General features: G+C 71.8%; 12 protein-coding genes. 4 read left to right on the forward strand and 8 right to left on the reverse strand.

Going from position 1 to position 15,951, the window contains the following annotated elements; genetic code table 11:
* Positions 1–206: 206 nt before the first annotated feature.
* Positions 207–1,463, reverse strand: coding sequence for an MFS transporter (locus tag O7633_RS26665; protein WP_282324350.1), 1,257 nt, complete (start codon positions 1,461–1,463; stop codon positions 207–209).
* A 288-nt stretch (positions 1,464–1,751) separates the two neighbouring features.
* Between O7633_RS26665 and O7633_RS26670 the strand changes: the two genes are divergently transcribed.
* Genes O7633_RS26670 through O7633_RS26680 form a run of 3 tightly spaced genes read left to right on the forward strand, consistent with a single transcriptional unit; the run spans position 1,752 to position 6,440 of the window.
* Positions 1,752–4,748 (forward strand): AMP-binding protein, encoded by a 2,997-nt coding sequence (locus O7633_RS26670; RefSeq protein ID WP_282324351.1) that lies wholly within the window; start codon positions 1,752–1,754, stop codon positions 4,746–4,748.
* A 10-nt stretch (positions 4,749–4,758) separates the two neighbouring features.
* Entirely contained in the window at positions 4,759–5,670 is a 912-nt protein-coding gene (locus O7633_RS26675) for a VOC family protein (RefSeq protein ID WP_282324352.1), read from the forward strand.
* Complete coding sequence (locus O7633_RS26680; protein WP_282324353.1) at positions 5,667–6,440, forward strand: SDR family oxidoreductase; 774 nt, start codon at positions 5,667–5,669, stop codon at positions 6,438–6,440. Before O7633_RS26675 ends, O7633_RS26680 begins: the two co-directional genes overlap by 4 nt.
* Positions 6,441–6,452: 12 nt before the next feature.
* On the opposite strand, the gene mdlC is transcribed toward O7633_RS26680, so the two are convergent.
* The 7 genes from mdlC to O7633_RS26715 are packed head-to-tail and all read right to left on the reverse strand — an operon-like array spanning position 6,453 to position 14,012.
* Complete coding sequence (mdlC, locus tag O7633_RS26685) at positions 6,453–8,024, reverse strand: benzoylformate decarboxylase (protein WP_282324354.1); 1,572 nt, start codon at positions 8,022–8,024, stop codon at positions 6,453–6,455.
* Complete coding sequence (locus tag O7633_RS26690) at positions 8,017–10,365, reverse strand: xanthine dehydrogenase family protein molybdopterin-binding subunit (protein ID WP_282324355.1); 2,349 nt, start codon at positions 10,363–10,365, stop codon at positions 8,017–8,019. Before O7633_RS26690 ends, mdlC begins: the two co-directional genes overlap by 8 nt.
* A 1-nt stretch (position 10,366) precedes the next feature.
* Complete coding sequence (locus O7633_RS26695) at positions 10,367–10,873, reverse strand: (2Fe-2S)-binding protein (RefSeq protein WP_282324356.1); 507 nt, start codon at positions 10,871–10,873, stop codon at positions 10,367–10,369.
* The gene (locus tag O7633_RS26700) at positions 10,870–11,769 is read right to left on the reverse strand and encodes a xanthine dehydrogenase family protein subunit M (protein ID WP_282324357.1); all 900 of its coding nucleotides are present in this window, start codon (positions 11,767–11,769) and stop codon (positions 10,870–10,872) included. Before O7633_RS26700 ends, O7633_RS26695 begins: the two co-directional genes overlap by 4 nt.
* Positions 11,766–12,035: a hypothetical protein gene (locus O7633_RS26705; protein WP_282324358.1), complete on the reverse strand. Its 270-nt coding sequence runs from the start codon at positions 12,033–12,035 to the stop codon at positions 11,766–11,768. The genes O7633_RS26700 and O7633_RS26705 overlap by 4 nt, the downstream gene beginning before the upstream one ends.
* Before the next feature lie 25 nt (positions 12,036–12,060).
* The gene (locus tag O7633_RS26710) at positions 12,061–12,642 is read right to left on the reverse strand and encodes an aromatic-ring-hydroxylating dioxygenase subunit beta (RefSeq protein WP_282324359.1); all 582 of its coding nucleotides are present in this window, start codon (positions 12,640–12,642) and stop codon (positions 12,061–12,063) included.
* Positions 12,639–14,012, reverse strand: a complete 1,374-nt coding sequence (locus O7633_RS26715; protein WP_282324360.1) for a Rieske 2Fe-2S domain-containing protein — start codon at positions 14,010–14,012, stop codon at positions 12,639–12,641. The genes O7633_RS26710 and O7633_RS26715 overlap by 4 nt, the downstream gene beginning before the upstream one ends.
* Before the next feature lie 692 nt (positions 14,013–14,704).
* On the opposite strand from O7633_RS26715, the gene O7633_RS26720 reads away from it, so the two are divergent.
* Entirely contained in the window at positions 14,705–15,949 is a 1,245-nt protein-coding gene (locus O7633_RS26720; protein ID WP_282324361.1) for a cytochrome P450, read from the forward strand.
* The last annotated feature ends 2 nt before the right edge of the window (positions 15,950–15,951 follow it).

Consider the following 15,951-nt stretch of genomic DNA (forward strand, 5'->3'; position numbering starts at 1 on the left):
GATCTCCTCGGTCGACGATGCTACCCACACCTCCCGTGATCCGCCACCCCGTACGGCCTGCTCGGAATGGGGTCGCTCGACGCCTGCGCCCGATCATCGAGGGCACCAGGGCCCGCTGCGGAACCGGGGCCGGCCCGCGACCACGAATGGCCTTCCGGCCACGGCGACGGGGGCCGGACCCGCCCACGATCCCGGGCTCGCCGGGCTCAGTCGTCCCGCACCGCGGCGGCGGGCAGGCGCCGCTCCAGGGCCAGCACCGCCAGGATCGCCACCCCGTTGAGCGCCGCGAGAGCCACCCAGGGCAGACCGTGGTACGCGGCGAAGAGCATCGTGAAGAAGCTCGGACCGACGACCTCGGCCAGGGTGAAGGAGTACTGGAAGATCGCCAGGTAGCGCCCACGGGTGTCGGCCGGCGCGGCGGCCGCGGCCAGCCCCATCGAGACCGGCGCGTGGATGACTGTGGCGGCCGTGTACAGCAGCGTCGACGCGACGAGCAGCGGGATCGCCCACGACAGGTGCTCCGGGCGCAGCACCGCCAGCAGCAGCGCCCACACCGCCCAGAGCGCGGCCGCGGTGGCCACCACGCGGGTCCGACGGAACCGGCGCAGCCGGAGCACGACCGGCGCGGTGACCACAGACACCACGACGGTGTTGCCGACCAGCAGGCCGGACACCAGCCAGCCCGGGGCATGCAGGTGCAGCAGCACCAGTGTCGGCAGGGCCAGCGCCAGCATCATGGTGGAGAGGGCGAACACCGCGTTGACCAGCACCAGCCCCAGGTAGGGCCGGTCGCGCATGAGCGCCCGGTAGCCCTGCAGGGAGGGCACGTCCTGCTGCTTGGCCCGAGGCGCCCGTACCACGAGCGCGATCGTCACCGCGGCGACAGCGAAGCACGCCGCCGCGCCGAACGCGATCATCCGGAAGGTCTGCTGGCCGGTGTGTGGGCTGGCGAGCGCGATGCCGGTCAGCACGCCGCCGACGCCCAGGCCCGCGGTGCGGGCCATGTTCGCCCAGCCGTACCAGTAGTCCTTGCTCTGCGCGCCGTCGCGCCCGTCGACGTAGTCGGCGATCAGCGTGAAGATCGAGGACCAGAAGAAGCGCACGCCCAGGGCCGTCAGGACCGCCGAGAGCAGGATGCCCACGGACCCGTGCACCATGCCCGCCGCCGCGTAACCGAGCGCCTGGAGGACCTGCGCCAGCACGACCAGCGGCAGCGCGCCGAAGCGGTCCACGAGGGCGCCTGCGAACAACGGAATGGGCAGTTGCATCACGTTGGCGACGCTGAGCAGGACGCCGATGAGGGCCAGCGGGACGTCGGTGATTCGGGTGAAGAAGATCAGGCCCAGCGGCAGGAACAGCCCGTTGCCGATCGAATCCACGACCAGCGCGCCGATCAGGACGGCGCCGCCCCGGCTGCGGCGCGCCGCAGCCGCCGGTGCGGTGACGGATTCTCCGATTGTCAAGACTGGCGATCCTTTCGGGCGGTCGAGCGGACCAATCTCACTTCGGTCCTCTTGCGCACATGCACCCGGACCGACCGAACTTGCACACTACACTCGGCAGTGGCCATGGCAAATGAATATCCATCAGGTGGCCGTCATTGCTGCCCTCACGCAATTGCTGGTAGCATCCGACTGCTTCGATGAGTGAGCACTGCTTCTGCGGGTTCTACCAGGTCATCACCGGTCGGGGGATTAAGTGATTAACCTGTTTGCGAACGGCCCGGGGCTGGGCATCGGGCGGACGTCACGGTGATCGAACAGATGTTGCGGGCCACGGCCGCCGCCGTGCCCGCCGGCGACGCCATCGTCTACCAGGACCGTCGCATCACCTATGACGAGCTCTACCGATCGGTCCGAGCCGGCGCCGACGGGCTGCGCCTGCACGGCGTCGGCCCCGGTGACACCGTGCTGCTGGCGTTGACCAACTGCCCCGAGTTCGTGACGGTCTACTTCGCCACCGCGTTGCTGCACGCCAAGGTGTACGCGATCGACCCGAACGCCGCCGAGCCGGAACTGCGGCGATGCATCCGGGACGCGGAGCCGGTTCTCGTGGTCACCCACGCGATGCGGGCCGGGACGTTCCAGCGACTGCTCGCCGAACGCGCCGACCTGCGCAGCCGGATCGCGGTCGTCGGCGGGGAGCGGGGTGGTCATCTCCTCGTCGCCGACCTGTTCACCACCACCAACGCCGCCAGCAGCGGACCGGCGGACCCTTACCCCGGGGAATGGTCGGTGACCTACTCGTCCGGCTCGACCGGCGCCCCGAAGCGGATCTGCCGCACCCAGCGCAACCAGGTCGCCGAGGCCGACAACATCACCCGCACCGCCGGGATCGGCCCGCAGGACCGGATGCTGTGCGTCGTGCCCCTGTTCCACGCGCTCGGCCAGTTCTGCTGCATGATCGTCGCGGCGCGGGCCGGCGCGACGCTGGTCCTGCTCGAACAGACCGGCCCGCCGGGCCAGGAAGGCGATCGCCAGCTCGTCCTCGGCTCCCGCATCGACCGGGTGCTGGAGATGATCGAGAAGCATGGCGTCACCGTCATGCCGGCCGTACCGTACATCTACGAGCTGCTCGCGGACGTTGACGAGCGTCACCCGGCGGACGTCTCCACCGTCCGGCTGTTCCTGTCGGGCGGGAACTTCCTGCCGACGGCAACCGCCGAGCGGTTCCTGCGCCGCTACGGCAAGCCGATCCGGCAGACGTACGGCAGCTCCGAGGCGGGCAGCGTCGCCTGGGACTGCCGCGACCCGCGACACGCCACGGCCGGGTCCGTCGGCCATGTGCTCGACGGCGTCGAGGTCCGCCTGGTCGACGGCGACCGCCAGCCGCTGCCGCCCGGCTCCGTCGGCGAGGTCGCGGTCCGCGGCCCGTCGGTCATGACCGGCTACGACGGTCGGCCCGACCTCACCGAGGAGGTCCTCGCCGACGGCTTCTACCACACCGGAGACCTCGGGACGCTGGACGAGGACGGCCGGCTGTACATCACCGGGCGCCTGAACCTGCTCATCGACACCGGTGGCCGCAAGGTCAACCCGCTGGAGGTCGAGGCGGTGCTCGTCGAGCACGAGCGGGTCCGCGAGGCCGTCGTGACCGGCGTGGGCACCCGGGGCGGCGACGAGATCCTCGTCGCGGTGGTGGTGGCCGACGGCCCGGTCGACGCGGACACGCTGCTGGACTTCTGCCGCGGCCGGCTGACCGACTACAAGGTGCCGCACCGCCTGGTGTTCCGCGACGCGCTCCCGCGCTCCCCGCTGGGCAAGGTGTTGCGGCGCAACCTCGACCTGGGCACCGAAGAAACCGCCGCCAGTCCGCGGGCCACCGACAACCGACCGGCAGAGATGACCGCCTACCTGGTCGGACAGCTCGCCAGGTTGCTGCGCGTGCCCCCGGAGCGGATCGACGTCACCGCGCCGGTCCTGGCCACCGGCCTCAACAGCCTCGTGGCGATGCAACTGCGCCTGGCCATCGAACGTGACCTGGGCGTGCCCGCTCAGCTCGGCACGCTGCTCGGGGCGCGTTCGCTGGCCGACGCCGCGGCGCGGCTGACCGACCCCGGGCGATCACCCGACGCCGCCCTGATGCCCGCCGCGGGGCCGCCGGAGTTCCCGCTCGCCGCGGCGCAACTGCCGTACGTCTCCGCCCCGGCGCCGTGGGCGGCCCACCTGCTGGCGGCCCGACTAGCGGGACATGTCGACGAGGCCGCCCTGCGCGCCGCCTTCCAGGCGCTCGTGGACCGGCACCCCATGCTGCGGATGGCGGTCGACCCGTCCGGCCCCGCGCCGACGCAGCTCACGATGCCCCGCGTCGAGGTGAGCTTCGGGGTGGAGGACGTGCCGCCCGCCGAGCTGCCGGCACGGATGTCCGCGCTGGCGGCGACGGCGGCGGCGCTGCCGCGGTCCGCGGGCGGCGGGCCCCTGCACGTACGGCTGCTGCGCGACGGTGCGCAGGCGCCGCTCCTCGCCGTCGGCGTCCACCGGATCGCGGCTGACCGGTGGTCGCTCGCGGTCCTGCTGCGCGACCTGGCGATGCTGCTCGGGGGGCAGCGTTTCAGCGACGACACCTACCTGCCGGCGTTGCCGTACACCTACCGGGACTTCGTCCAGTGGTCGGCCGGGCAGGCCCCGGCCGCAGCGCCCTTCGCGCCGGTCGAGTCGCCCGAGGCGCGGATCACCGAGGTGACGCTCGATCCGGCCCTCGCCGGGGTGCTGCGCCGGCTCGCGGGTCAGCGGGACGTGAGTGTGGCGTCGCTGCTGCTCGCCGCCGTGACCGCTGCGGCCGGCGACGACCGGGTCGCGGCGGTGCACTTCGGCCGCGACCGGCCGGAGTTCCACGATCTCGTCGGCCGGTTCGCCCGGGTCGTGTCGGTGCCCGGCGGCGACGCCCTCGAATCGGTGCTGCCGACGGTCCGCGACTGGTCGGCGTTGCCGGCGGCCGGTCGGAACGACCGACCTGCCGTCCTCGTCGTCGACGACACCGGGCCGCTCCCGGCGCTGGCCCACCAGATGCGGTTCGTCGCCGCAGGCGGCGAGACCGTCGCGCTCGGCAGTCTTCGCCTGCGTTCGGTGCCGTTTGGCGTCAGGCCGCTGTCGGCGCCCGTCGAGTGCCGCATGAGCCGCGTCGGGGACGACGTCACCGTCTCGTGGCGGTACGACGCCCGCGACGACGCCGACCGGATCGACGAACTCCGGGCACGGTTCGACGGCATCCTCCGCACCGCCGCAGGACAGACCGCGAACAGGCGATAGGAGGCTCGCAGTGATCTCGCACATTCGCCAGGTCAGCCTGGGCGTACCGGATCTGACGCGTGCCAGGGACTTCTACGAACACCAGTGGCAGCTCGACCTGGTCGGCGTGGACGACGACCGGGTGTACCTCGGCGCCGGCTGCGCCGAGAGCTACAGTCTGCGGCTGCGCTCGACCAGCGAGCCGCGGGTCGACCTGCTCGCGCTCGCCGTGACGACGCCGGCCGACGTGGACGCCATCGCCGAGCGGGTGGCGCGGCGGTCCGACGCGAGGCTCGTCGGGCTCCCGGGCCCCCGGCAGGAGCCCGGCGGCGGATACGCGGTGCGGTTCCACGACTGCGACGGCCGCACCCTGGAGGTGTCCGCAGGCGTCGACCAGCGGGCGTACGAGCCGCTGGCGGCCACCGACACCCGACCGGTCGGCATCAGCCACGTCGTCCTCAACACCGTCGACATACAACGGTCCCGCCGCTTCTACGAGGACGTGTTGGGCTTCAAGGTGTCCGACTGGGTCGAGGACTACTTCTGCTTCCTGCGGACCGGCCCGGCGCACCACCTCATCGCGTTCACCTCGGCCCCCCACGCCTCGCTCAACCACGTCGCGTTCGAGGTGCTCGGCATCGACGAGTTCATGCGCGCCACCGGCCGGATGATGCGCAACGGGCACCCGCTGATCTGGGGTCCCGGCCGGCACGGGGTGGGCGACAACACCTTCTCGTACTTCTCGGATCCGTCGAGCGGCTTCGTGATGGAATACACGACGGCTCTGCAGCTGGTCGACGAGTCCACCTGGGAGCCGCAGGTGCATGCCTCCACCGACCAGGGCATCGACCAGTGGGGCACCTCCAACCCCCTCGACGACGCCGTCCGATCGAGCATGCGGGGGCGGCCCGATCCCGGGCTGTGGACCCCGCCCCCGGTGTGACGCCCACGGGCCCCGGCTCGGACGGGCCGCGGGTCGCGCTGGTCACCGGTGGGGCCTCCGGCATCGGCTGGGCCGTCGTCGGTGACCTTGCCCGCCACGACCATGCCGTGGTGGCATTCGACCGGCGGGCGCCACGGGCACCGCTGCCGCCCGGCGTCGTGTTCGTCGAGGGTGACGTCACGGACCCGTCCGACAACGACCGGGCGGTCGCCGAGGCGCTGCGGCGCTGGCGGCGGCTCGACGTGTTCGTCGGCAACGCCGGAATCCACGACGGCGGCGTGCGCCTGTGTGACCGGGACGGCCCACAACTGGCCGCGCTCACCCGGCGCGTCCTCGACGTGGACGTCGTCGGATACATCCTGGGTGCCCGAGCCACCGCGGAACACCTGAGCCGCTGGCACGGCAGCATGGTGTTCACCCTGTCCGACGCCTCGTTCATGGTCAGTGGAAACGGCGCCGGCCTCGCCTACGCCGCCGCGAAACACGCCTGCGTCGGAGTGGTGCGCCACCTCGCCGCGGACCTCGCGCCGCACGTGCGGGTCAACGCCGTGGCACCGGGTGGGGTGATCACCGGCCTGCGGGACGCCGACGGCAGCGAGGTCTACGCCGAGCCAGCACCCGTCGCGGCGGCGATCCGGTCGCTCAACCCGCTCGGGGCTCTCGCCACGGCGGAGCAACTGGCACCGTTGTACCGCTTCCTGGCGGGCCCGGACGCGAGCCACCTCACCGGCGAGATCCTGCGGCCCGACGGCGGGCTGGTCGTGCGCTGACCGCGTGGCTGCTCAGGCCACCACCACGTCCAGCACGTACGGCACCTCGCTGGCGAGCGCCTCACCGAGCATGGCCGGCAGGTCGTCGGCCCCGGACACCCGGGCACCACGGCATCCCTGTGCCCGCGCCAGCCCGCTGAAGTCGAGACCCGGCAGGTCCGCACCGACGGGCTTGTCCATGCCGAGCAGCTGGGCGAAGTGGCGGACGGTCGCGTAGCCGCCGTTGTTCACCACCACGACCGTCATCGGCGCGTTGTCGATCCGGGCGGCCGACCACAGCGCCTGGATCCCGTACATCATCGAACCGTCGCCGATGACCGCGATGACTCGCCGGTCGGGGCGGCCCAGCAGCATCCCCACGGCCGACGGCAGGCCCAGCCCGAGCCCTCCGCTGGCGCAGGTGAAAAAGCTCTCCGGCGCGTCGTTGGGTAGGTATTCGCACATCACCGGTCGGCTGCTCGGCGCCTCCTCGACGATGATGCTGCCCGGCGGGCGCAGCCGGTGGAGGGTCTGCATCAGCAACTCCACGGTGATCGCGCCGCCGGCCCGGACCGGCGCGGGCCGGGCGCGGCGCGGCGGGGCCGGTCGCGGGCTCGCCGGTGGGTAGGCCAGCAGTTCCGCCACCGCCGGGGCGATGCTCGTCACCAGCGAGGTGCCGACCGGAGTCCACGCCGCCTGCTGCGGGTCGTCGGTGAGCTGCCACAGCCGGGCACCGTCGGGCAGGTAGCGGCCCTCGCCCGGGAGGCGGTAGGTGAACACCGGCGCACCGAGAACGACAACCAGGTCACAGCCGTCCAGGCAGTCGCGCAGCCCTGACCGGGCCGGCGGCAGGAAGCCGGCGAACAGCGGGTGGGACTCGGGAAAGCTGCACCGGGACGACATCGGCGCCGCCCACACCCGCGCCTGGTGCATCTCGGCAAGCCGCACCGTGTCGGCGAAGGCGAGCTCCTGGTCGACCAACGCACCGACGACGAACGCCGGGCGGCGCGCGCCGGCCAGCGCGGCGCCCAGCTCCGCGACCTCCGCCTCCGCGGCGCGCACCACCTGGCTCACCCGCCGTGGTGGCACGTGCTCGGCCGGGCGGTCCCAGTCGTCCACCGGGATGGACACCAGCACGGGGCCGCGCGGTGGGCTCATCGCCACGTGGTAGGCCCGGGCGATCGCCCCAGGGACGTCCTCGGCGCGGGCCGGCTCCCGGCTCCACTTGACGTACGGCCGGGGCAGCGCCGCCGGGTCCTCCGAGAAGAGGTACGGCTCACCCGCGAGCAGTTCCCGGGCCTGTTGGCCGGCGGTGACCACCAGCGGGGTCCGGTTGCGGTACGCGGTGAAGATGCTGCCCATCGCGTGCCCCACACCGATCGCCGAGTGCAGGTTGACCACGGCGGCGCGCCGTGTCGCCTGGGCGTACCCGTCGGCCATGCTGACCACCACGGATTCCTGTAGGCCGAGGACGTAGCGGAAGTCGTCGGGCAGGTCCCGGAACATCGGCAGTTCGGTCGAGCCCGGGTTGCCGAAGATGGTCGTCATCCGGTGGTGGCGCAGCAGCGCGATCGTCGCCTCGCGGACCGTCGTCGGCTCACCCATCGGCCAGGCCCGCCTTGACCAGCAGCGGCCACACGGTCGACGGCGCCAGGGGCGTCGCCACGACCTCGGCCGCGATCTCGGGAACCGCGGCGGCCAGGGCGTTTCCGACCGCGGCCGGCGTCGGGATGCAGCCACCTTCGCCGAGTCCCTTGAAACCACCGGGGATGACCGTGCTGGGGGTGCACCGGTGCTCGATGAGCGGATCCGGTACGTCCGAGGGCAGTGGCAGCAGGTAGTCGAAGAGCGAGGTGCTCAGCGGCTGGCCGGTCGTCGGGTCGTGGCGGACCTCTTCCAACAGCGCGACGCCGAGCCCTTGGGCGATCCCGCCGGCGATCTGACCGTCGGCGAGCATCGGGTTGACCAGCACACCGCTGTCGTTGACCGACCAGTATCCCTCGACGGTGACGCGTCCCGTGTCGATCTCGGCCAGGACGGCGGCGCCGGCGACCGAGTACGCGAAGGTGATCGCTGGGGGATCGAAGTCCACGACCTCTTCGAGCTGGATGCGGTCCGCCTCGGCGCGGCCCCATCCCATCCAGCCACGGTGTGCGACCTCGCGCCAGGTCAGCGTGGCGGAACCGGGACCGCCGCCGAACACGGCGCCGTCCCACGTCACCGCCGTCTCCGCCACGCCCAGGGCGCGGGCGGCGAGGCCACGCATCCGTTCCCGCATCCTGGCGCCGGCCCGGACCAGCGCTCCGCCGGCCAGCGTCACGGATCGGCTGGCCTGCGAGGACAGGTCCGAGTACGACGAGGTGGCGGTGTCGCCGAGGTGGACGCTGACCCAGTCGATCGGCACCTGCAGCTCGTCGGCGGTGATCTGGGCCAGCGCCGTCTCGATGCCCTGGCCGACAGCGTTCACCCCGGAGGTGACGGTCACGCTGCCGTCCTGGTTGACCCGGATCCGTCCGCTCTCCCAGCCGCTCCAGGGAATCTGGAACATCTCCAGCAGCGCGCTCGGAGCGAACCCGGTGATCTCCACACTGCAGGCCAGGCCCACGCCGCGGCGTACCTGGTCGGCCGGCCGGTCCGGTCCGGGCCGTACGGTGTCGGCCAGTTCGGCGGCCCGGCGGAGGGCCGACGGATAGTCGCCGGAGTCGTAGGTCAGCGAGGTGCGCGTGGTGTAGGGCAGTTCGGCCGGGGTGACGAGATTGCGCATCCGCAGCTCGACGGGGGAGACGTCCAGCTCCCGGGCGGCCTCGTCGATCATCCGCTCCCGGATCCAGGCGGCCTCCTGCATGCCGTAGCCGCGGTAGGCGCCGGTCGGTACGAGGTTGGTGTAGACGGCGGACACCGTGGCGCCGGCGGTGGCGAACCGGTACGGCCCCTCGATCGCCAGCCCGGCCACCTGGAAGGGACCGCTGCCCGCCTGGGTGGCGAACGCGCCGAGATCCCCGACGATCTCGGCATGCAGGGCGGCGAAGCGGCCGTCGGCGTCCAGCGCGAGTCGTGCCCGTGCGCGCTGCCCACGGCCTTGGTAGGTGGCGAGCAGGTTCTCCCGGCGGTCCTCGATCCACTTCACCCGTCGGCCGAGCACCATCGCGGCGGCGCAGACCATCGCCTCGTCGACGTACAGGGTGTTCTTGCTGCCGAACGACCCGCCCACGTCGGCGGCGACGACCCGAACCTGGTCGACCCGCAGCCGCAGGGTGGCGGCCAGCTCGTGCCGGGCCACCTGGCTGGCCTGACTGCTCATCCACACGGTGAGCTGCTCGGTGCCGGCGATCCACTCGGCGAGCAGACCGCGCGGTTCCAGAGGACTGTGCGCGACACGTTGGATGCTCAGCTCACGCTCGACGACGTGCGGCGCGTCCGCGATCGCCGCCTGCAGGTCGGCCAGCGGGTCGCCGAAGTGGATCTCCCCGGCGACGTTGCTGCCGTGCTCCGGGTACAGCAACGGTGCCCCCGGGGCCCGGGCGGCATCGACGTCGCACACCGCCGGCAGTTGTTCGAAGTCGAGCAGCACCCGTTCCGCGGCGTCCTCGGCGAGGGCGCGCGAGGCGGCCACGACGACGCCGAGCGGCTGCCCGACGTACCGCACGTTCGTGGTCGCCACCGGGATGCCGGTCAGGTGTTGTCCGGGCAGCCGCCACTTGGTGGGCAGCGGATCGGCCAGCCCAGCCAGCTCGGCCGGCCCCAGCACCAGCTCCGCCAGGCCCGTGTCGCGTACGGCGGTCGCGTCGAAGCGGGTCAGCCGTCCGTGCGCGACGGGGCTGCGGACGATCACGGCGTGCCGCGCGCCGGCGTCGTCGATGTCGTCGACGTAGCGGCCCAGGCCGCGCAGCAGCCGCGGGTCCTGCGGACGGTCCACCGACTGGCCGACGTAGCGCCCTGCCTGCACGTCAATCCTCCCTCTGCGCCCAGTACCGCCGGATCGCCGCGCGGATGCCCGCGTAGCCCGTGCAGCGGCAGGTGTGCCCGCCGAGCTGTGCGCCCAGCACCTCCTCGTCGGACCGCCCGGCCCGGTCGGCGGCGGTGAGGGTCATGAGGAGGCCCGGCGTGCAGAAGCCGCACTGCAGGCCGTGCTCACGTCGCATCGCCTCCTGCAGGCCGGTCAGCTCGGTGGCGTCGGCCAGCCCTTCGACGGTCTCGACGTGCCGGCCGTCGACCTGCACGGCGAACATCAGGCACGAGCGCACGGGTGCCCCGTCGACGAGCACGGTGCACGAGCCACACGCGCCCTGCTCGCAGCCGACGTGGGTGCCGGTGAGCCCGAGGTCGTGGCGAAGGAAGTCGCTCAGCAGCGTGCGGGCCTCGGTCGTGCGCCGCAGCGACGTGCCGTTGACGGTGACGCCGACCTCCCAGACCCCTCCGGTGGCGTCCGCCGGGGGGTGACCGGCCGCGTTCACCGGGCCTCCACGGCCGCCACGCCGGTGGCCGCGCGGCGCAGCGCGCTGCGGAGCAGCGCGCGGCGGAAAGCCGCGGTTCCCACCGCGTCGTCGGGCGGGTCGGTCTCGTCGGCCGCGGCCGCGAGCGCCCGGTACAGCGGGGATTCGTCCGGACGGCGGGAGGACGCGGGCCCGGCCAGCTCCGTCAGCGCCCGGCCGGTGAGCGCCCGTTCGGCCGCCGGCAGGCGGACCGGAGTCGGGCCGACCCCGCCCGCGCCCACGCGTGCCGAGGCGACCACCCCTTCGTCGACGAGTATCGCCACGCAGACGCCGACGAGCGGCAGGTCGTTCGTCCGCCGGGAGATCTCGACGAACCGGGCGAGCAGGCCGGGAGGGGCGGGGATCTCGATCTCGGTGAGCAACTCGCCGGGGCGCCGGTCGGTCGTCCACGGGCTCCGGTAGAAGCTCGTGGCCGGCACGACCCGTTCGCCGGCGGCGGACCGCAGCCGCAACCGGGCGTCCAGGGTGACCGCCAGGGTGGGCAGCTCAGCCGCCGGATCGGCGTGGCACAGCGAGCCGCCGATGGTGGCGCGACTGCGGATCTGGGGGTGCCCCACCAGTGCCGCGGCCTCGGACAGGACGGGGAGCCGGTCCCGTAGCGCCGGCTCCCGTTCGAGCCGGGCGACGCGGACCGTCGCGCCCACGCGGACGGCGTCCGCGGTGAGGGTGATGTCGTCCAGGCCGGGAACCCGGTTGATGTCCACCACGACGGCCGGGCGCACCGCCCGCACGTTCATGAGGCGGACGAGGCTCTGGCCCCCGGCGAGCACGGCGACGTCCGGTTCGGCGTCGGCCAGCTCGCCGAGCACACCGGCGAGGCTGTCGGGTCGGCGATATCGGAACGGGGCAGGCTTCATGCCCGATCCTCGTACGGGGTGGCGCTGTCGACGCCCTCGGTCCGCACCCGCACCAGCTCGGTGGCGACCTCCGGAGTCAGGTGGCACAGCGCCTCGAGCACGGTGGCGTCCAGCACGGTGGACGCGCCGGAACGCTCGGAGCGGAGTTTCAGCCGCAGGCCGTTGCCCTTCGGGGCGGCGAGCACCGTGACCGCCGCCGACTCGCTCGTGATCCGGCACAGCTCCCGCTCCTGGCGCTCCTCGGCGTTCCAGGCAAGTCCGCTCACGCCTCGCTCCTGATCTTCGACCTTGCTAGAGGATGATGGAGAGTTGCTGGTACGTGGCGACCTCGGCGTCGAGCAGCACCCGCCGGCGCAGCAGCTGGAACCGTTCACCGCCGAGGTGCCGCAGCACGTCCTGGCGGCCGGCGCTGATCACCGTCGACTCCTCGATGCCGCGGTTCCAGAAGGCGACGACGTTGCTGTCGACCCGCAGCTCCCCGTCCCGGGAGGTCTCGTGGACCCTGACCCCGCCGACGATGTGCCGGATCGACGCGCCCGGCCGGTCCGACCACGCGTAGTGCTTGCCGACGCGACCGAGCTTCATCGACATGATGTGCTTCGTCGCCTCGTAGAGCATCGCCCGGTCGCTGTGCCGGGGGAGCGCAGGATCCTCGCGCAGCAGCGGCACGGGCACCTGGTAGATGAAGCCGGCGGCCAGCATCTCCAGCCAGTCGTCCGGCCGGTTCTCGTCGAGCGCCGCCACCTCGTCGGTGTAGAACTCGGTGACCGCCGCGGTCAGGTCACGTCGTCGGGCGCCCCGCTGCGGGAACGGCAGGCGCTCGTACGCCGGCTCGTCGTCGGCGGTCTCCGTCGTCGCGATCACCTCTGTCATCGCGTCTGTCCCATCAGTCCCTCGTAGCCCATCAGGGCGCCCCATCTGCGGTAGAAGGCCCGCTGGTTGTGCTCCGAGAGCGTGCAGTACTCGGCGTCGCCCGGCCCGGGGAAGTCGGGCACCGGCTCGCCGAGCCCGAGGCCGAGGGTCAGGTCGAGCGGTTCGCCGTCGGTGACCGGCCCGCTCACCACGTTGTCTATGCGGGCGAAGTTCTCGAAGTCGTCCATCTCAAAGAGCATTCCCCCGGCCGACTGCGACCGTGCCTGGAACTGGTACGACCGGCGCTTCCACTCCTCCGGCATCGCCTTCGGCACCAGCGTCCAGTAGTGGCACTCGGTGTGGCGCGCGTCGATGGGCGTGTGGGTACGCCAGACCGTGTACCTGGTCAGCGGGTCGTCGTCCCGGCCGATCGCCCGGTCGTGGGAGACGCTGAGGTAGGCGATGTTCGGGAAGACGGCGCCGTGCAGCACCTCGCAACGCGAGTTGAAGCGGATCTGCTCCCGGGTCTGCCCGGCGGTGAAACTCGGCCAGACCTCGGGCGGGTAGCCGAGGTAGGCCGGCTCGGAGACGTCGGTGCTGATCGACCGGTCGCCCTTCTCCACCACGTAGCCGGCGCGCAGGCTGTGGCCGTGTGCGGTGCTGACGTTGATGCCGATCAGTTCCAGTTCCTTGCGGCCCAGGGTGCCGCTGGCCAGCGAGTCGCCGTAGATGCCCTGCTCGAAGGCGGCCTGGTGGGTGGTGCCCATGTGGTAGCCGTCGCCGGCGAAGTTGTCGGTGGGCACCTTCCAGTTGCCCTTCATGATCGAGCGCTGGGGCGGGCCGTACACCTCCCACTCGCCCCCGGCCAGGTCGAGCATCGCGTCGAGATACCAGCGGAACTCGCCGAGGTGTTCCTCCAGCGACGGTCCGTCCGGGGACCAGGTGGCGAAGACGAAGCCCCGGTACGCGGTGACGCGGGCGCGACGCAGGTCGTAGAGGGTCTTGTCGAACCCGGCGGGGTACGCGGTGCGCAGGTGCGGCACGCCGACCAGCCGGCCGTCGTTGCTGTACGTCCAGCCGTGGTAGCTGCAGCGGAAGTGCGCGGCGTTGCCGAAGGTGGCCCGGCACAGTTGCGTGCCCCGGTGGTTGCAGGAGTTGAGCAGGACCGCGACGGCCCCGCTCTCGTCCCGGGTGACGATGACGCTGTCGCGGCCCATTCGGCGCACCACGTAGTCGCCGGCGTCGGGCAGCTCGGATTCGAACGCGACGAACTGCCACGACGGTTTGAACACCAGCTCGAGTTCCCGTTGCAGGATCTCCTCGTCGGCGAACGCTCGCCGGTCCAGGCGATACGGCAGTTGGGTGCTTCTCCAGTCTCCGACCGCAGACATGCGTGACTCCCGGATACGGTTCAGAATGGCGCGGCGGAGCGGAATCCCCGCGACCCTGTCACGGCGGTGCGTCAGAGTGTGACCGGAGACCGTCGCGTTGCCCGGGTCAGGATCGGGGCCGGCCCGTCGGGCGCCCGGCTTACCGGCGGCTGCCCGGTATGTCGTGAAGTTGGCCAGTATCGATATGCATGCCAGTCCCCGTTTCGACGCGAACGCACAGCTCGGAAGCGCCTCATGATCATTGCGGTCGGCTTCTGCATCAATCTTGACGGTTTCCTTGATCGACGCCTGTGACAGTATGCCCCATCCCGCAACGCCCGTCTACCCGTCCGGAAATCGCTGCTGGGGGCCCATCTGGTGGCGGGTTCGGGGGGTGGTCGACCGGTGCGGCGTGCATTTCGGACGATCCTGGGTCTCGTGCTCGTCTCGCGGGTCGGGGTGGCGGGTCAACGGGGTTGCGGATCGCTGGTCATCACTGCTTGAATCGGGGATGGAGCTTGTCGTGGTGGTCTGAAGACGCGGTGCGCCTTTGTACTGACTTGGTCGCCGATCGATGTTGTGCTCGCGTCTTCCCCTTTTTGGTTCATCCGCCACGAGCCGGCCTCCGGGCCAATGATCTTTCCGCCGGCGTCCTGGCGGCGCCGCGATCCGCCGTGTCCGACACCGGGCACCATTGTCACGGGGAGTGGACGTTGGGTTCCGACACGTTGACCGCCGCAGAGTTCACCCACAACGAGGACAAGTACATCCCGGACCCGTTCCCGTTCTACGCGCGCATGCGGGCCGAGTCGCCGTCGTATCGCTCGGAGCGGATCTTCGGGGGGGCATGGCTGTTCTTCAGCTACGCCGACAACATCGCCCTCATGACCGACGAGCGGCTGTCCAACGCCCGGGCCGCCGTGCCGCTGTGGTTCCTGCCGCCGGACCAGCGCGACGCGTTCCAGGACATGGTCGGCGTCTTCGAACGCTGGCTCGCCTTCCACGACGGCGCGAGTCACACCACGTTGCGCCGCCAGGCCAACCGCAGCTACATGCCGTTCACCGACGAGGTGCTGGAGCCCCGGATCCAGGCCATCGTCGACCGGTTGCTGGACTCGGTCGACCCCTCCGGGTTCGACCTGATGACCGACTTCGCGTTCCCGCTGCCGGCCATGGTGATCGCCGACGTGCTCGGCGTGCCGACCGACAGCCATCAGGACCTCACCCGGTGGACCGACGACATCGCGCACCTGTTCGGGTCGACCCAGGTGTCACTCGAACATGTGCAGCGGACCCGGCAGAGCACCCGGGAACTCGTCGACTTCCTCTCCGCGCCGGACATCGTGGCCCACGCCGCACGCAAGGAGGGCCTGCTCCACACGCTGCGCACGACCGAGGTGCACGGCCACCGCTTCAGCGAGGAGGACATCGTCTCGCAGGCGGCGCTCCTGCTCTTCGCCGGCACCGCGTCGATCCGCTACCTGGTCGGCAACAGCGTCCACGCCATGAACGAGCGGCCGGTGTCCGAGCGGCAGCTGCTGCTGTCCAAGGACACCGTCGACGACGCGGTGGAGGAGCTGCTGCGCTTCTGCACCCCGGTGCAGTTCGTCGGCCGGATCGCCCGCGAGGACTTCGACTACGTCGACGCCCGCGGCACCCACTGCCGGATCGAGGCCAACCGCCCCATGCTGCTCTACGTGGCCTCGGCGAACCGGGACGAGCAGCACTTCCCCGACGCGGATTCGCTGGTGCTGACCCGACCGGCGCCGAACCGTCACCTGACCTTCGGCGCGGGCCGTCACCTGTGCTTCGGTGACCCGCTGGTCCGCCAGACCACCCGCATCGCGATGGTCAGCCTGTACCGCCGGTTCCCGCAGCTGAACGTCCCGCCGCAGACGCTGAACTGGAACAACAACCTCGGTTTCCACGGCTTCCAGACCCTGGAGGTGCGCCCGTGACC

Source organism: Micromonospora sp. WMMD712 (assembly GCF_029581295.1).
In the GTDB taxonomy this organism is placed as follows: Bacteria; Actinomycetota; Actinomycetes; order Mycobacteriales; family Micromonosporaceae; genus Micromonospora; species Micromonospora carbonacea.